Source organism: Variovorax sp. 278MFTsu5.1, from assembly GCF_048305045.1.
Lineage (GTDB): Bacteria > Pseudomonadota > Gammaproteobacteria > Burkholderiales > Burkholderiaceae_C > Variovorax > Variovorax guangxiensis.
This window is the reverse complement of the sequence record NZ_CP157622.1, coordinates 5,090,671-5,106,858: the sequence shown is the minus strand read 5'-3', so window position 1 is coordinate 5,106,858 and position 16,188 is coordinate 5,090,671. Positions and strand designations below refer to the sequence as shown.

Sequence of the window (16,188 nt, the reverse complement as noted above, 5' to 3'; positions counted from 1 at the left end):
AGGTGAGGGTGAAAGGGAGGGGAAAGAGGGCTCGTCCCGGCTAGCGCGACGGCGTGTGCAGGACGGCGGAAAGCAGGGTGCGCGTGTACTCGTGCTGCGCGTGCTCGAACAGGTCGGCCGGGCGGCCGCGTTCCACGATGCGGCCCTTGAAGACCACGCAGACCTCGTCGCAAAGGTGGTTGACCACTGCGAGGTCGTGGCTGATGAGCAGGTAGCTGATGCCGAACTGCTGCTGCAGGTCCTGCATGAGGTTGAGCACCTGCGCCTGCACCGACACGTCGAGCGCGCTCACGGGTTCGTCGGCCACGATGAGCTTGGGGCGCGTGATGAGGGCGCGTGCGATGGCGATGCGCTGGCGCTGTCCGCCCGAGAACTCGTGCGGGTACTTGTCCATGTCGGTGGTGCGCAGGCCCACGGCGGCCAGGGTCTCGGCGGCGCGTTCGCGCTGCTCTGCACGCGTGGTGGCAGCGAGCGCTTCGAGCGGCTCTGCGACGATGCGCGCGACCGTCTGGCGCGGATCGAGCGAGCCGTACGGGTCCTGGAACACCATCTGGAAGTCGCGGCGTGCGACGCGCAGCTCTTCCTTGGAAAGCGCGTGCAGGTTGCGACCTTCGAGCGACACTGTGCCCGAGGTCGGCGTATCGAGGGCCATCACCAAGCGCGCGATGGTCGACTTGCCCGAGCCCGATTCACCGACGATGCCCACGCTCTGGCCGGCCTGCACTTCGAAGCTCACGCCGTTGAGCGCCTTCACGGTCGGCGGCGGGCCGAAGAGCTTTTCGCGCGGGAGCGCGTAGTGGCGATAGAGGTTGTTCACTGCCAGCAGGGGCTGGCGGGCGTTAGCAGCGGGCTGGCTCATGCGGTGGCGGTCCTGGCGGTGGATGCGGCGATTTCTCCGAGCCGCAGGCAGCGCACCACGTGATCGTTGGGCAGCAGCGTCTCGCGCGGCCGCGTGCTCTGGCACAGGTCGATGGTGTGGGCGCAGCGGCCGGCGAAGGCACAGCCGCGCGGCATGTCGACCAGCTCGGGCACGCTGCCGCGGATGGTCGGCAGCCGGCCCGCGCGCACCGCGCCGAGGGCGGGGCGCGCCGCGAACAGGCCGCGGGTGTAGGGATGGGCGCGTCCGGCGAACACCGCGTCAGTCGGGCCGCTTTCCACCGCGCTGCCGCCGTACATCACGAGCATGCGCTTCACGCTGTTGGAGATCACGCCGAGGTCGTGCGAGATCAGGATCAGCGCCATGCCCATTTCCTTGACCAGGCCTTGGATCAGGTCGAGCACCTGCTTCTGGATGGTCACGTCGAGCGCGGTCGTCGGCTCGTCGGCAATCAGCAGGTCGGGGCCGCAGGCGAGCGCCATCGCGATGCCGATGCGCTGGCGCTGGCCGCCGGAGAACTGGTGCGGGTACGCATCGAGCCGCGAGGCCGCGTCGGGAATGCCCACGCGGTCGAGCAGGTTCAGCGCTTCCTTGCGGGCCTGCTCCTTGGTCAGGCCGCGATGCAGCCGCAGCGGCTCGCCGACCTGGCGCGCGATGGTGTGCACCGGGTTCAGGGCCGTCATCGGCTCCTGGAAGATCATGCCGATGCGGTTGCCGCGGATCTCGCACATCTTCTTTTCGGGCAGCCCGACGAGCTCCTGCCCGTCGAGCTTGATGCTGCCCGAAACCTTGGCGGTGGAGGGCAGCAGGCCCATCAGCGACATCACGGTGATCGACTTGCCGCAACCGGATTCGCCGACGATGCCCAGCGTTTCGCCGCGCTCCAGCGAGAACGAGATGCCGCGCACGGCCTGCGCCGGCCCGCGCTGGGTCTGCAGGCCGATCTGGAGGTTGTTGACTTCGAGGAGTGGCATGGTCAGTGGATCGGGATCGGGCAGCCGAACGCAGAAGGAAGACAAAAGCTACGCAGAAGTCGCAGAAGGGAATCAGGAAAATTGTTTATGGATTTCTTTCGCGACCTTCGCGAAACCTTCGCGCCCTCTGCGTACTGGTACCCGCATTTGAAGTGCTCGTTCATCGACCACCTCTTCACCGTGCACGCGCAAGACGAGGATCGAGCAGGTCGCGCAGGCCGTCGCCGAGCATGTTCAGGCCGAGCACCGCGAGCGCGATCGCCATGCCGGGAAAAACGGCCAGCAGCGGCTGCTGGAACATGAGGGTCTGGGCTTCGCTGAGCATGCGCCCCCACGAAGGTTGCGGCGGCTGCGTGCCCAGGCCGAGGTAGGAGAGGGCGGCTTCCGCGAGGATGGCGATGGCGAAGCGAATGGTGATCTGGACGATCAGCACGGCCGAGATGTTCGGCAGCACGTGCTGCATCGTGATCGCGAAACTGCCCTTGCCGCAGGCGCGCGCGGCGGCGACGTACTCGCGCGACCAGATCGCGTTGGCCGATGCACGCGTGATGCGCGCGAAGGTCGGGATGTTGTAGATGCCGATGGCCACGATGGCATTCACGATGCCTGCGCCGAACACGGCCGTCATCATGATGGCCGAGAGAATGGCGGGAAACGCCAGCGTGAAGTCGGACAGCCGCATCACTGCTTCCTCGACCCAGCCGCGCCTGGCGGCTGCTAGCAGGCCCAAGGCGGTGCCGACCACCAGGCCGATGCCCACCGCGATCACACCCACAAGGATGGATGCGCGCGCGCCGACGAGCAGCAGCGAGGCCACGTCGCGGCCGAACGCATCGGTGCCGAGCCAGTGCGAACCGGACGGCGCCTGCAGCTTGTTCGCCATGTCCATGCCGTAGGGCGAGTAGGGCGTCCACACATAGGAGATCAGCGCGGCGAGCACCAGCAGTGCGGCCAGCACGCCCCCGATGCAGAAGCTGCGATGCCGCAGTGCGCGGCGCCAGAAGCCGGGGGCCTTCAGTGCCACGCCGGAGGGAGCGGCGGGCAGCGCGGCGGAGGTTGGATTGACGGCGCTCATATGTCGCTGGCCTTGATGCGCGGGTCGATCACGGCATACAGCACGTCGACCACGAAGTTCACGATGACCACCATGGCCGCCAGCAGCATCACGCAGTTGCGCACCACGATCAGGTCGCGGTTGCTGATGGCCTGGAAGATCAGCCGGCCCAGGCCGGGAAGATAGAACACGTTCTCCACGACGATGGTGCCGGCCAACAGCTCCGAGAACTGCATGCCCATGACCGTGATGACGGGGATCATCGCGTTGCGCAGCACGTGCGTCCAAAGCACCATGCGCTGCGACACGCCCTTGGCGCGCGCGGTGCGAACGAAGTCCTCGCGCATCACCTCCAGCACTGCCGAACGCGTGATGCGCGCCAGGATCGCCGCTTGCACCACGGCCAGGGAAAGGGCTGGCAGCAGCAGCGACTTGATCCCCGCGAAGATGCCTTCGCCCCATCCCTCGAAGCCGCCGGCGGAGAACCACTGCAGCTGCACCGAGAACACCAGGATCAGCAGGATGGCGAACCAGAAGTTCGGAATGGCGATGCCGACCTGGGCCATGCCCATGAGGCCGACGTCGCCGAGCTTGTTGTGGCGGGCCGCGGCGGTCACGCCCACGAGCAGGGCGATCACGACGGTGAGCGCCATGGCGAGCACGGCCAGGGGCACCGTCAGCGCCAAGCGTTCGAGGATGAGGTCGAGCACGGGCGAGCTGTAGGCGTAGCTGTCGCCGAGGTTGCCGGTGAGCAGGCCGCCGATCCAGTGCCAGTAGCGCGTCCACGCGGGCTGGTCGAGGCCGAGCTTGGTGGCCAGGGCGGCCACGGCCTCGGGCGAGGCGTCGGGGCCCATGAGCATCTGCGCGGCGTTGCCGGGCAGGATCTCGAGCACGAGGAAGACGATGACCGAGGCGCCGATCAGGGTGCCGATCAGCGTCAGCGTGCGCTTCAGCAGGAACAGGCCCATCTCAGCCTCTCAGGTCGCTACTGGGGAGGCAGGGCGTCATGCTGCCGAGATGCATTCGGCGATGGCGCGGCCCACGTCCACGGTGTTCGCGGTGCCGCCCATGTCGCGGGTGCGGGGGCCTTCGCTGAGCACGGTCTCGATGGCGGAGAGCACGGCGGCCGAAGCCTGTGCATAGACGGGATCGTCGCCGCCGAGGTGGTCGAGCATCAGCGCGGCCGACCAGATCTGGCCGATCGGGTTGGCGATGCCCTTGCCCGCGATGTCGGGTGCGGAGCCGTGCACCGGTTCGAAGAGCGACGGGAACTTGCGTTCGGGGTTGAGGTTGGCCGACGGCGCGATGCCGATGGTGCCGGTGCAGGCCGGGCCCAGGTCGGACAGGATGTCGCCGAAGAGGTTGGAGGCCACGACCACGTCGAACCAGTCGGGGTGCTGCACGAAATGCGCGCACAGGATGTCGATGTGGAACTTGTTCGTCGCCACGTCGGGGTAGCGCTTGGCGATCTCGGCCAGGCGCTCGTCCCAGTAGGGCATGGTGATGGAGATGCCGTTCGACTTGGTGGCGGCCGTCAGGCTCTTGCGCTTGCGGCGGTTGGCGAGCGTGAACGCGTAGTCGATGATGCGGTCCACGCCGGTACGGGTGAACACCGCTTCCTGGATCGCCATCTCGCGCGGCGTGCCCTCGAACAGGCGGCCGCCCACGGAGGTGTATTCGCCCTCGGTGTTCTCGCGCACCACCAGGAAGTCGATGTCGCCGGGCTTGCGGTGCGCCAGCGGGCCGGGCACGCCGGGCATCAGGCGCACCGGACGCAGGTTGACGTACTGGTCGAAGTCGCGGCGGATCTTGATGAGCAGGCCCCACACGGCGATGTGGTCGGGCACCTTGTCGGGCGCGCCCACGGCGCCGAAGTAGATGGCGTCGTGGCCCTGGATCTTGTCGGCCCAGTCGGCCGGCATCATCAGGCCGGTGCGCACGTAGTGGTCGGAACCCCAGTCGAAATGGTCGTAGGAGAAATCGATGCCGAAGCGGCGACCGACCGCGTCGAGAACGCGCAGCCCTTCGGGCATGACCTCGACGCCGATGCCGTCTCCGGGAATGACTGCAATCCTGTGCTTTTTCTGCATTGACTCAACCTGTTCAAAGTTCGTTTCGTTCGGGGGGCACCGGCGCTCGTGACGCGGGCTTTCGAAAAAATTCTAGAAGCGAGAAACGGGCCTGCGCAGGGGGTTCGCACCCAGTTCGCCTTGACAAAATAAGAAGGCTGTGTCGATGCGTTTCCCTATGGCAATGAAGAAATCGTGTGTCACGGAACCGACTTCGAATTCGAATAATTAGAAGGCGAAAGCTCCCGATGACTCTCGCATGAAAGCCCTCGAGCCTCCTACATGAAGGTTTTCTGAAGCAGCCCGCGCGGCCCTGCCCGATACTCCGCGCGCTCGCGAGGCGCTCCGCAGAGACCGCTCGCCAGGAGACCCATGAATTTCTTGTCCGTTGCCGCGAAGGCGGTCGCACGCCGCATCCGACGGTGGCTCCAGCCCTCGCTGGTGCGGCGCCTGCTGTTCGCGCAGATCGCGGTGGCGGGGCTGCTGTGGTGCGCCACGCTGGCGCTCTTCCTGTATGACTCGAACCGCCTGCCCGAGCTGGTGCGCTACGACAAGGTCTTCGAAAGCATCATGGCCTGCGCGCAGAACCTGGCCTTCGATCCCGCGCGTCAGCAGCAGACGCTCAAGGCCTTCGACATGGCGCTGCAGGAGACTTCGAGCGACTTCAAATCCGATCAGGATCGGGCGCCCGTGCTGCAGGTGTGGCAGCAGGGCCGGCTCATCTACAACTCCGCGCCGAGTGCGCCGCTCATGCACACGCAGATGCCCGGGCGGGTGGAGCAGGTGCGCGCCGGCGATCGCGTGTGGCGCGCCCGCTCGATGACTTCGCCGCTGCTGGACACGCGCGTACTGCTGGCGGAGCCCGACGTGCTGCGCCTGAACTTCACCATCGAACACCGCAGCTACTACCTGCTGCCGCTGGCCATCAGCCTGCCGTTCGTCGTCTTCCCGGCCTGGCTCTCGGTGATGCTTGCGCTGCGGCCGTGGCGGCAGGTGACGAAGGAGACGGCCGAGCGCGGCCCGGCCGATCTTTCGCCGCTGACCTTCGAGCCGCCGCACAAGGAACTGCAGCCACTGGTGAGCGGCATCAACGGACTGCTGCGCAGCGTGCGCGACCGCGCATCGCGCGAGCGCGGCCTGATCGCCGACGCGGCCAACGAGCTGCGCACCCCGCTCGATGCGATGCGCGTGAACGTCGAGGCGCTGAAGGCCCGGACCTCCGACCCCGGGCAGCGCGAGCTCATGGCCAACCTGCTGCGAAGCAACGACCGCGCGGCACGGCTGGTGGGCCAGCTGCGGCAACTGATGCGAAGCGACGAGATGCCGCTGGACGCCTTGCCCGCGACGCTGGCCTTCGATGCGCTGGTGCGCGACCGCATTCCGCTCGTCGAGGCACTGGCGCGGGCGCGCGGCATCGCGCTGGAGTTCGCCTCTGAAGTACCCGAACCGGTGCCGGTGCACGGCGAGAGGGAAAGCCTGATCTCGATGGTGAGCAACCTGGTGGAGAACGCCATCAAGTACAGCCCCGATGGCGGCGCTGTCACGGTGCGCGTCGGGCGCGAGTCATCGGATGCGGTGCTGCGCGTGACGGACCAGGGCCCGGGCATTCCGCCCGCGCTGCGCGAGCGCGTGTTCGACCGCTTCTTCCGCAATCCGGACCAGACGCAGTCGGGCAGCGGACTGGGGCTGGCCATCGTCAGGTCGGTGCTTGAGAAGCATGGCGGGCGCATCGAGCTGTCCGACGGGGAGGGCGGTCGTGGCCTGCGCGCGACCGTGTGGCTGCCGCTGTCGGCTGGCTGACAAGCGGGCGCATCCCTCTTAGGATGGGGCGATGCGAACACTTCAACTCCCCACCGGCGGCGAGATGCCGGTCCTGGGCCTGGGCACATGGCGCATGGGCGAAGACGCGAAACGCCGCGCCGACGAGGTCAAGGCCGTGCGCGAAGCCATCGTGCTCGGCTATCGCCTGATCGACACGGCCGAGATGTACGGCGACGGCGGCGCCGAGACCGTGCTGGGGCGGGCCATCGCCGAGGCCCTGCGCGCGAACGACGTGCGGCGCGAAGAGCTCTTCATCGTCAGCAAGGTCTACCCGCACAACGCCAGCCGGCGCGGCACGCGAGATGCCTGCGAACGCAGCCTGAAGCGGCTCGGGCTCGACGCCCTCGATCTCTACCTGCTGCACTGGCGCGGCAACCATCCGCTGCGCGAGACGGTGGCGGCGATGCATTCGCTGGTCGACGATGGCCGCATCGCGCACTGGGGCGTGAGCAATTTCGACATCGACGACATGGAGGAACTGGAGGAGGCAGCCGGTGGCAACGGCCCGGCTTGTGCGGCCAACCAGGTCTACCTGTCGCTGGGCGAACGAGGGCCCGAGTTCGGCCTGCTGCCTTGGCAGCGTGAGCGCGGCATGCCCTTGATGGCCTACAGCCCCATCGACCAGGGCGCGCTGGCCGAGGACGATGGGCTGGTGGAACTGGCCGAGCGACTGGGCGTGACGGCAGCGCAACTCGTATTGGCTGCCGTGATCGCTCGGCCCGGTGTGGCTGCGATTCCGAAAGCGGTACGCAGCACCCACCTGAAGGAGAACCTGGCCGCTGCCGAATTGAAGCTCGATGCGGCGACGCTGGCCGAACTGGATCGCCTACATCCGCCGCCGAAGCGCAAGATGCCCCTGGCGATGATCTGAGCGCCGCCGGCGATCAGTGGGCTTCGGCCTGCTTCGCCGCGGCGATCACGGCGCTCTCATCGTGCTTCGCGCCGTTGAGGAACAGGTTCAGCAGCACCGCCGCGATCGACGCCAGCAAAATGCCCGACTCGATCAGCGAGTGGATGGCGTGCGGCATCCATTGCTTGAAGTTGGGCGCGATCAGCGGAATCATGCCGATGCCCAGCGAGACCGCGACGATCATCGCGTTGTGGCGGTTGTTCCTGAAGTCCACGCCCGAGAGGATGCGGATGCCGGTGGCGGCCACCATGCCGAACATCACGAGGCCCGCGCCGCCGAGTACCACGGTGGGCAGCGATTCGACCAGCGCCGCCATCTTCGGCAGCAGGCCCAGCACGATCAGGATGATGCCGCCGGCCACGCACACATAACGGCTCTTGATGCCGGTGACGGCCACGAGGCCCACGTTCTGCGAGAAGCTGGTGTAGGGGAAGGTGTTGAAGACGCCACCGATCAGCGTGCCCAGGCCGTCGGTGCGCAGGCCGCGCGCCAGATCCTTCTGGCTGATCTTGCGCTCGGTCATTTCGCCGAGTGCGAGGAACATGCCTGTCGATTCGATCATCACGACGATCATGATCAGTGTCATGGTGAGTATCAGGATCGGATCGAACTGCGGCATGCCGAAGTGGAAGGGCAGCACGATGTCGACCCACGCGGCCTTGCCCACCTTCTCGTAGGTCATGAGGCCGGTGAGCGAGGCCACGACGGCGCCGATCACGATGCCCAGCAGCACTGAGATGTTGGCGACGAAACCCTTGGCGTACTTCACGATCAGCAGGATCGACACCAGCACCAGCGCGGCCACGCCGAAGCCCGAGAGGTCCGCGTACTTGGGGTTGGGCACCGTCGGCAGGATCGCGAAGCCCTTGGGCACGGCGGGAATGGAACTGCCGGGCGAGGTCACCTCGGCGAGCCACTTCGCATAGACCGGGTCGACCAGCGCGGGCGCGGTCGGGCCCACGGGGTTGCCGAAGATCCAGTTGATGCCCACGCGCATCAGGCTGATGCCGATGACCGCGATGATGGTGCCGGTGACCACCGGCGGAAAGAAGCGCAGCATGCGGCTGACCAGCGGCGCGATCAGTATCGACACCACGCCCGCGCCGATGATGGCGCCGAACAGCAGCTGCGCGCCGTTCTGGCCGGGGTTGGCGTTGGCGATGGCCACCATGGGCGCGACGGAGGCGAAGGTCACGCCCATCATCACCGGCAGCTTGATGCCGAAGAACTGCGTGGCGCCCAGCGCCTGGATCAGCGTGGCGATGCCGCAGCAGAACAGGTCGGCGGAGATCAGCAGTGCAACCTCGTCGGGGCTGAGCTTGAGCGCGCGGCCGACGATCAGCGGCACCGCGACGGCGCCCGCATACATCACCAGCACGTGCTGAAGGCCGAGAGCGGCGAGCTTGCCGGTGGGCAGCCGCTGATCCACGGGATGGACTGTTGAGGGGGTGCTGTCGGCCGTCATCATGTGTCTCCTGCTGCGGCGAGAGAGGGATTGATCGAGGAGAGGCGGGCGACACGGCTCGGCATGCGCACACCTGTTTGTGTACGCCAAACTGTATACAACTTATGCAACAATCCGGATTCAGGAAAACCCGTATCCGGTCCGGGGCCTTGCCCCGGTCGTTTCTTGCTATGCGACGGGGTAGGGGCCGTCGTCGAAAGCCTCGGCGTGATAGCCCTTGCTGCCCACTTCGCGCGCGAGCTGGCTGCGGAAATCGCTGCCTTCGCGCAGGCAGCGCAGCACATGAGCGAAGTCATGACGCGGCTGCCATCCGAGGTCGCGCCGCGCGAGTTCGTTCACGTAGACGCGATCGAGCTGCCTTGGCAGCGTCCATCCCTGCTTCGCGTAGAGCGCCTCCGCCTCGGGGAAGAGCCGGCGCAGTACGGCGGCCGCGTTCTCCCGCAGCATCTGCAGGTCGTCGCGCGCGAAGGGCGTGGTGGCCGAGACGATGTAGCGGCCGAAGCCGATGCGCGGTGCGTGCCGGGCCGCAAGAAGATGCGCCTGCACCACGTCCTCGATGTCGGCGCGGCGATGCAACAGCTCGTTGGCCTGCGCGTTGTCCAGCGAGTGCAGGCTGCGCGCCGCGGCATCGTCGTCTTCCTCGGGGAAGAAGCGCGAAGTCTTGAGCACCACCACTGGCAGCTGTTGCTTGCGATGAAACAGCTCGCACAGGCTCTCGGCCGATGTCTTGGTCACGCCGTAGATGTTCTTCGGAACAGGCGTCACGTCCTCGGTGATCCACGCAGCCGGCATGCCCTCTGCAGGCGTGAGCGCGGAGCCGAAGGTGCTGGTCGTGCTCGTGAACACGAACGACTCGACACCCGCGGCGACAGCCTCCTCGAGCAGCACCAGTGTGCCCGTGATGTTGGTGTCGACGAACTCCTGCAGGCTGTGCGTTGCCACATGCGGCTTGTGCAGCGTGGCCGCGTGGATGACGGTGCGCACGCCCTTCATGCAGCCGCGCACGAAAGCGCGGTCGACGATGGAGCCGGTGCGGTCGGTGAACCCGGAGGAAGCGATGTCGATGCCGCGCGCGGCCTGCGAGCTTGCGCGCAGCGTGCGCATCAGGGCCTCGCCGAGGTGGCCGGCGCTGCCGGTGATGAGGATGGTCATGGCCGCAAGACTAGCCGCGGCCGCATGGACCGTCCACGCATAAGTTATGCGCGATTCAGGCGCGTGGCCTTGCTTCCCGCACCGTGAGCCCGGAGGCTGCCTGCTTGGCGTCGTGCTTCGCGATGGCCGCTTCGCTCGCCACGTCCTCGGCGTGCCGGAACATGCCCGGCGGAATGCGCACCGCGCCTATCGCCAGCGTGGCGAAGGGCGTGAAGCGGACCACGCCATGCCGGTCCTCGCCCTCGATGCCGCCGGACTGCCGGTCGGCTTCGTCGTAGAGGCCGGGTGCCTGCCGGTTGAACTCGGCGATCAGCCCGGCGCAGCGCCGGTACCAGTCGGGGCTCTGGAACAGCATCAGGAAGTCGTCGCCGCCGATGTGGCCGACGAAGTCGCGATGCGCGTCGGCATGCTGCGTCGCCAGCCGCGCGAGCAGCAGGATCATCTCGTCGCCGCGCCAGTAGCCGTAGTGGTCGTTGAACACCTTGAAGCTGTTCAGGTCCGCATAGCAGGCCGCGAAGTCGGCGCCGCTGTCGAGCAGCCGCGCGATGTGGATGTTGATGGGGATGTTGCCCGGCAGCGAGGTCAGTGGGTTGGCGTGCCGCGCCGCCTCGATGCGCGCCTCGGTGACCGCGCGCACCAGCTGGTCGCCCGTGCCCAGCCCCGCATAGCGCTTCTGCTCCGTCACGATGAAGCCTTCGCTCAGGTAGCGCTGGTCTTCCGACATCAGGATGCCGAGCAGGCTCTCGACGTTCTCCTCGCGTTCCACGACCAGCGGCGTATTGCTGCCATAGGCCAGGCAGGGGCGGCGGCCGTGCACCTCGCGGAAGTACAGCCGCGCGTAGTCGTTCATGAACGACTGGCGGTTGATCAGCGCCACGGGCGTTCCATCGTCGACCACGGCCAGTGCATGCAGCGCCGGATGCTTCTGGAAGGCCGCCGCGACCTCGTCGACCGGCGTCTGCGGGCTCAGCGCGGGCGCCTGGATCACCGAGAGGCCGCGCAGCACGCTGGGTTGCGAGGCTTGCGCCGCATGCGGCATCACCGCGATGCGGGAATCGCCGATGGTGGCCGCCACGGCCTCGGGCAGCGCCGGCAGCAGCTCCGGCGCAGGCGGGCCCAACAGGTAGCCCTGGCCGAGCGCGATGCCCAGGTCGCGCAGTACGCGCAGGTCCTTGGCGTTCTCCACGCCCTCGGCGATGAGTTCGCTTCCCATCGCATTGCCCAGGCCGGCGATGGCGCGCACCAGCGCCACGTTTTGCGGGCAGTTGGCGATGTCCTGGGTAAGCAGCTTGTCGATCTTGACGAAGTCGGGCTGTAGTTCTTTCCAGCGCCGCAGGTTGGAATGGCCCTCGCCGAAGTCGTCGAGCGCGATGCGCGCGCCCAGCGCATGCAGCGCCTTGACTGCCTGGCGCAGCGCCTCGGCATCGCCCGCGGCGCATTGCTCGGTGAGCTCCACCGTCACGTCGCGCACCGCGATGTTGTAGTTCGCCAGCATGCGCTCTAGCCAGCATGTGCCGCCGGCGGCGCTCATGGCCTCGATCAGCGTATCGGCGCTCATGTTCACGAAGAGCCGGCCCGGCTTGCTCAGGCGGCCCCATTGCGCGAGCACCGCTTCCACGCAGTGAAGCTCGAAGCCGGTCAGCCTCGACTCCGCCGCGGCCAGCGCGAGCATTGCCTCGGGGCTGGGTAGCGCGATGCCGGCACCGCCGCGTATCAGGGCCTCGTGGCCGAAGATCGTTCCCTGGCGCAGATCCACGATCGGCTGGAAGAACGCAGTGATCGCAGGATGCGGCTTGGCGCTGGACAGGGATGGCCGGAGCATGCTGTGGAGATTGTTCGTCGGCGGCCCTCGCGCAGAAGAACAGCGAGTAGCCCTTTTGGGCTACAGCATGCCGCATTTATATGACAGGAGCACGGGCCGCCCTGCCGGCGACGTGGTCAGGCGATGGTGGTGACGATGCGCCCCGCGCGTCCGTCGGAAAGCGCGATGCGCTCCCACAGCACGCGCCCAGGCAGGATCGGAACGATCCGGTCGGTGTTCGCCCCGGTCGCGACTTCGAGCGACGACAGCTCGCCCGCATGCCAGCCCAGCTCTTCGAGCGTGGCTTCGGCTTCCAGGATCTCCCTGGAGGCAAAGCCGATCAGCGAACGGCCCATGAACTCGCTGGCGTCGGCGCGCCATTCGGCCTGCCGCGAAGGCGATGCGGCCAGCAGCCGGTGCGTGCGGTCGCAGACCAGGTGCACCTTGCGCGTGGACGATTCGACCAGCCGCTTCAGCGCCGCGTCCTGCGCCGAGTCGCAGGCCGTCGCGAGCAGCCTGTGCGCCATGGCTTGTTGTGCCGGCGAGAGCGCGAGCTGCCCGCGCTCCCAGCGCGACACCGTCGCCTGGTTCACGCCCATCAACTGCGCGAAGTGCGTCTGCTTGATGCCACGCAGCAGCCGCATCTGTCGCAGCGCGAGGCCGAGGTTCTTCCGCATGCCGGGTCAGGCCAGCAGGGCCTTGACCAGGTCGAGCTGCCGGTCGGGCTTTTCGGTGCCGAGCTCGAGGCTGGCCTCGATGCGCTCCAGGTGCTCGGTCATGCTCTTCACGGCGGCTTCCACGTCGCCCTTGCGGCACAGCCGCAGGAACTCGGCGTGCTCGTCCGACGAGCAATGCGGGTCGTTCGACGAGTGGTACAGCATCGCGATCAGCGAGCTGCGCGCCACCAGTTCGCGCACCAGCTCGGCCAGCGTGCGGTTGCCGGTGGCTTCGGCCAGCGCCACGTGGAAATCGCCCAGCAGTTTCTCGCGCACGGTGCCCATGGTGGTTGTCTGGCGCAGGGCGGTGCGCTCGAACTTGATGTGCTGCTCCAGCGCCTGGTAGTCACGCGCCTTGGCGCATGCGATGAAGAGGCGCACCACCTCGCTCTCGAGGATGCGCCGCACGGCGAAGACCTCGCGAGCCTCCTCCACCGAGGGCTGGCTCACGAAGGCGCCCTTGTCGGGAATCATCTCGATGAGCTTGTCCTTCGACAGCATCAGCAGGGCGGCGCGCACCTTGGTGCGGCTCACCGAATACACGCGGCCCAGCGCTTCCTCGCGCAGCCAGGTGCCGGGCGGCAGCCGCTTCTCGACGATCGCGGTGGCGATGTCGTTGGCGATGCTCTCGATGGAGCTGTTCTTGTCGGTCACGGCTGAGCCGTTCTCGTCCGGAACGGCGGCAGCGGGGGGAACGGAAGGTTTGGAACTGGCGCGGGGCATGCGCGGATTGTGGCCTAGCGCGAGAGTGTGAAGCTTTCGAGCGCACCGATGATGGGCTTCGGCAGGGGCTTTGCGAGCTCTCCGCGCTTGCTGGTGCGCAGCTTCAGCGCGACCAGCGACTCGATGAGCTTGGTGCCGGCGGCCACGCCGTCGATCACCGGCACGCCCAGCACGCCCTCGATGTGCTCGCACAGGTCGGTCATGCCGGCGCAGCCGAGCACGATGCAGTCGGTGCCGTCTTCTTCCAGCGCGCGGCGGCACTCGTCGACGATGCGCTCGCGGGCCCGCGAGCCGGGCTCCTCCAGTTCGAGCACCGGCAGCTCGCAGGCGCGCACGTTGGCGCAGAAGCGCTCCATGCCGTAGATCTCGGCCAGGTGCCAGGCCTGCCCGATGGTGCGGCCCAGCGTGGTCACCACGCTGAAGCGGCTGCCGATCATGCTGGCCAGGTGCATCGCCGCCTCGGCGATGCCCACCACGGGGCCGTGCGCCAGCTCGCGCGCGGCCTTCAGGCCGGGGTCGCCGAAGCAGGCGATCACGTAGCCGTCGATGCCGTCGCGCTCGCCCGCCGCGATTTCCTGCAACAGGCCCGGAACGGCCAGAGCCTCGTCGTAGTGGCTTTCGATGGACACCGGCCCCATGGCCGGGCTCACTGCGACGATCTCGGTGCCGGCCTGCGCCACGGCCCGGGCGCAGGCACCGATCTTCTCGGTCATGCTCCAGGTGGTGTTCGGATTGATGATCTTGATGCGCACGGCGCGGTCCCTTTCTTTCTGTCTAACTGACTAACCGATGATTCAAGTCTTGTTGCTGCGGTTCAGCACGGCATAGATGATGAAGCCCAGGCCCATGCCGATGAACCACGCATAGTTGGCGGCGCCGCGCAGCGTCGGCACCATCACGCAAAGAATGGGCACGATGGCCGCCGGCACCAGCGCCTGGATCGCCTTCGGGTTGTAGCCGCCGCTGTACCAGTACTCGCCCTTGGGGCTCATGCTGTAGAGCGCGTCCACGTCGATGCGCTGCCTGCGCACGATGTAGTAGTCGGCAATGAGGATGCCGAACAGCGGGCCGATGAACGAGCCGAGCACGTCGAGCGTGTAGTGGATGACTTCGGGGCTGTTGTAGAGGTTCCACGGAGTGAGGAACACCGAGCCCGCCGCGGCGATCATGCCGCCCGTGCGCCAGCTGATGTGCTGCGGCGCCACGTTGGAGAAGTCGAAGGCCGGCGAGACGAAGTTGGCGACGATGTTGATGCCGATGGTGGCGATCATGAAGGTCAGCGCGCCCAGCACCACGGCGGTGGTGCTGTCGATCTTGCCCACGGTGTGCACGGGGTCGGTGATGAGCTCGCCGAACACCGGCAGCGTGGCCGCGGTGGTGATGACCGTCAGCAGCGAGAAGAACACGAAGTTCACCGGCAGGCCCCAGAAGTTGCCCTTCTTCACCGCCTCGAAGCTCTTGCCGTAGCGCGAGAAGTCGCCGAAGTTGAGCATCGGGCCGCTGAAGTAGCTCACCACGAGTGCAATGGCCGAGAGCATCACGGGCAGCGCGTCCCAGCCCTGGAACTTGATGCCGCCCAGGTTCAGGTCGATCTTGCTCCAGCCGGCCTTCCACACCAGCCAGCCGCACAGGATGGCCATGACCACGTACACGGCGGGACCGGCCCAGTCGATGAACTTGCGGATCGCGTCCATGCCGTGCCAGAACACGAAGGCCTGCAGGACCCACATGACCATGAAGGCGACCCAGCCCAGGGCGGACAGGCCCGCGAAGCCGTACCTGGTGACCTCGGCGTAAGGCGCCAGGCCCGGCGCCATGTGCAATGCGAGCACCATGAAGGCCGCCGAGGCGAGATAGGTCTGCACGCCGTACCAGGCCACCGCGATCAGTCCGCGGATGATGGCCGGGATGTTCGCGCCCAGCACGCCGAAGGGCGCGCGGCACACCACGGGGTAAGGCACGCCCGTCACCTGGCTGGGCTTGGCCACGAGGTTGCAGAAGATCTGCACGATCACGATGCCCACCAGCAGGGACACCAGCACCTGCCAGCTCGACAGGCCCAGCGCGAACAGGCTGCCCGCGGTGATGTAGCCGCCCACGCTGTGCACGTCGGACATCCAGAAGGCAAAGATGTTGTACTGGCCCCAGGTCTGCTTCTTCAGCGGAGCGAGGTCTTCGTTGGTCAGGCGCGGGTGGTAGCCGGGCTTGATGATGGCGTTGGATTCCGCGTGCGGCGCAATGCCGGCTTCGCTCGCCCCCGCGGGGGCCTGGCTGACGACTGTGCTCATGGTCTTCTTCCTCGTGCGAGTGGGTGGATCAGGACCTGTTTTGACGCAAATTTCGCGCCGGTTTTTCGGATGCGTTATTTGTATACAAAAAATGGGCGCAATCAAGCTCATTGGAGAACTCATATATCGGTGTAATCCCTGAGGTCTTGCGTTGGCGTCGGGTGCGGACCGGGCCGGATGCCTCGGAACGGGGCGCGGCCGCGTAGTGGTGCACCCGTGAGGTGCACCGCTACGCGGCCGGTATCGCCCGATGCGGCGGCGTGAGGCGTGCGACGACCTTACTGGCCGTGCTCTTTCTTGTGCGGGGGAGCGCCGCGTTCGTGGGGAGCCGGGGGATG

Annotated in this window: 14 protein-coding genes; 2 read left to right on the top strand and 12 right to left on the bottom strand. The window is 67.2% G+C overall.

All coding sequences use genetic code 11. The features are described 5' to 3' along the window. Window positions 1-40: 40 nt before the first annotated feature. The 5 genes from ABL844_RS23630 to ABL844_RS23610 all read right to left on the bottom strand — a co-directional run bounded on the left by ABL844_RS23630 (window position 41) and on the right by ABL844_RS23610 (window position 4,995). Window positions 41-859 carry an ATP-binding cassette domain-containing protein gene (locus ABL844_RS23630; protein WP_418129154.1) on the bottom strand — a complete coding sequence of 273 codons (819 nt, stop codon included), beginning with the start codon at window positions 857-859 and terminating at the stop codon, window positions 41-43. Continuing rightward, window positions 856-1,851 carry an ABC transporter ATP-binding protein gene (locus ABL844_RS23625; protein ID WP_184641491.1) on the bottom strand — a complete coding sequence of 332 codons (996 nt, stop codon included), beginning with the start codon at window positions 1,849-1,851 and terminating at the stop codon, window positions 856-858. Before ABL844_RS23625 ends, ABL844_RS23630 begins: the two co-directional genes overlap by 4 nt. A 175-nt stretch (window positions 1,852-2,026) precedes the next feature. Beyond that, entirely contained in the window at window positions 2,027-2,926 is a 900-nt protein-coding gene (locus ABL844_RS23620; protein WP_418117425.1) for an ABC transporter permease, read from the bottom strand. Then, window positions 2,923-3,873 carry an ABC transporter permease gene (locus tag ABL844_RS23615; protein WP_369661268.1) on the bottom strand — a complete coding sequence of 317 codons (951 nt, stop codon included), beginning with the start codon at window positions 3,871-3,873 and terminating at the stop codon, window positions 2,923-2,925. Before ABL844_RS23615 ends, ABL844_RS23620 begins: the two co-directional genes overlap by 4 nt. 36 nt (window positions 3,874-3,909) lie before the next feature. Further along, window positions 3,910-4,995, bottom strand: coding sequence for a tartrate dehydrogenase (locus ABL844_RS23610; protein ID WP_126024279.1), 1,086 nt, complete (start codon window positions 4,993-4,995; stop codon window positions 3,910-3,912). 351 nt (window positions 4,996-5,346) lie between these two features. Here ABL844_RS23610 and ABL844_RS23605 point away from each other — a divergent pair, with 351 nt between their 5' ends. Further along, a complete protein-coding gene (locus ABL844_RS23605; RefSeq protein ID WP_184641495.1) occupies window positions 5,347-6,774 on the top strand; it encodes a sensor histidine kinase in 1,428 nt (475 codons plus the stop codon). 31 nt (window positions 6,775-6,805) lie between these two features. Beyond that, window positions 6,806-7,666, top strand: coding sequence for an aldo/keto reductase (locus tag ABL844_RS23600; RefSeq protein WP_418129153.1), 861 nt, complete (start codon window positions 6,806-6,808; stop codon window positions 7,664-7,666). Window positions 7,667-7,679: 13 nt separating this feature from the next. Here the strand turns inward: ABL844_RS23600 and ABL844_RS23595 are convergent, their stop codons facing one another. The 7 genes from ABL844_RS23595 to ABL844_RS23565 all read right to left on the bottom strand — a co-directional run bounded on the left by ABL844_RS23595 (window position 7,680) and on the right by ABL844_RS23565 (window position 15,850). After that, complete coding sequence (locus ABL844_RS23595; protein WP_126024282.1) at window positions 7,680-9,170, bottom strand: nucleobase:cation symporter-2 family protein; 1,491 nt, start codon at window positions 9,168-9,170, stop codon at window positions 7,680-7,682. A gap of 168 nt (window positions 9,171-9,338) precedes the next feature. Further along, the gene (locus ABL844_RS23590; RefSeq protein WP_418129152.1) at window positions 9,339-10,322 is read right to left on the bottom strand and encodes an NAD-dependent epimerase/dehydratase family protein; all 984 of its coding nucleotides are present in this window, start codon (window positions 10,320-10,322) and stop codon (window positions 9,339-9,341) included. A 55-nt stretch (window positions 10,323-10,377) separates the two neighbouring features. Next, entirely contained in the window at window positions 10,378-12,144 is a 1,767-nt protein-coding gene (locus tag ABL844_RS23585; RefSeq protein WP_418129151.1) for an EAL domain-containing protein, read from the bottom strand. A gap of 116 nt (window positions 12,145-12,260) precedes the next feature. Continuing rightward, window positions 12,261-12,800, bottom strand: a complete 540-nt coding sequence (locus ABL844_RS23580) for a helix-turn-helix transcriptional regulator (RefSeq protein WP_418129150.1) — start codon at window positions 12,798-12,800, stop codon at window positions 12,261-12,263. Between the two features lie 6 nt (window positions 12,801-12,806). Further along, the gene (locus ABL844_RS23575; RefSeq protein WP_418117417.1) at window positions 12,807-13,562 is read right to left on the bottom strand and encodes a GntR family transcriptional regulator; all 756 of its coding nucleotides are present in this window, start codon (window positions 13,560-13,562) and stop codon (window positions 12,807-12,809) included. A gap of 14 nt (window positions 13,563-13,576) precedes the next feature. Continuing rightward, window positions 13,577-14,314, bottom strand: a complete 738-nt coding sequence (locus tag ABL844_RS23570) for an aspartate/glutamate racemase family protein (protein WP_418129148.1) — start codon at window positions 14,312-14,314, stop codon at window positions 13,577-13,579. Window positions 14,315-14,356: 42 nt separating this feature from the next. Continuing rightward, window positions 14,357-15,850, bottom strand: coding sequence for an NCS1 family nucleobase:cation symporter-1 (locus ABL844_RS23565; protein WP_418129147.1), 1,494 nt, complete (start codon window positions 15,848-15,850; stop codon window positions 14,357-14,359). Between the last annotated feature and the right edge of the window lie 338 nt (window positions 15,851-16,188).

Bases quoted from the DNA above. Each gene is read 5' to 3' on its own strand.
- ABL844_RS23630 (WP_418129154.1), bottom strand. From the start codon at position 859: ATGAGCCAGCCCGCTGCTAACGCCCGCCAGCCCCTGCTGGCAGTGAAC.
- ABL844_RS23625 (WP_184641491.1), bottom strand. From the start codon at position 1,851: ATGCCACTCCTCGAAGTCAACAACCTCCAGATCGGCCTGCAGACCCAG.
- ABL844_RS23620 (WP_418117425.1), bottom strand. From the start codon at position 2,926: ATGAGCGCCGTCAATCCAACCTCCGCCGCGCTGCCCGCCGCTCCCTCC.
- ABL844_RS23615 (WP_369661268.1), bottom strand. From the start codon at position 3,873: ATGGGCCTGTTCCTGCTGAAGCGCACGCTGACGCTGATCGGCACCCTG.
- ABL844_RS23610 (WP_126024279.1), bottom strand. From the start codon at position 4,995: ATGCAGAAAAAGCACAGGATTGCAGTCATTCCCGGAGACGGCATCGGC.
- ABL844_RS23605 (WP_184641495.1), top strand. From the start codon at position 5,347: ATGAATTTCTTGTCCGTTGCCGCGAAGGCGGTCGCACGCCGCATCCGA.
- ABL844_RS23600 (WP_418129153.1), top strand. From the start codon at position 6,806: ATGCGAACACTTCAACTCCCCACCGGCGGCGAGATGCCGGTCCTGGGC.
- ABL844_RS23595 (WP_126024282.1), bottom strand. From the start codon at position 9,170: ATGACGGCCGACAGCACCCCCTCAACAGTCCATCCCGTGGATCAGCGG.
- ABL844_RS23590 (WP_418129152.1), bottom strand. From the start codon at position 10,322: ATGACCATCCTCATCACCGGCAGCGCCGGCCACCTCGGCGAGGCCCTG.
- ABL844_RS23585 (WP_418129151.1), bottom strand. From the start codon at position 12,144: ATGCTCCGGCCATCCCTGTCCAGCGCCAAGCCGCATCCTGCGATCACT.
- ABL844_RS23580 (WP_418129150.1), bottom strand. From the start codon at position 12,800: ATGCGGAAGAACCTCGGCCTCGCGCTGCGACAGATGCGGCTGCTGCGT.
- ABL844_RS23575 (WP_418117417.1), bottom strand. From the start codon at position 13,562: ATGCCCCGCGCCAGTTCCAAACCTTCCGTTCCCCCCGCTGCCGCCGTT.
- ABL844_RS23565 (WP_418129147.1), bottom strand. From the start codon at position 15,850: ATGAGCACAGTCGTCAGCCAGGCCCCCGCGGGGGCGAGCGAAGCCGGC.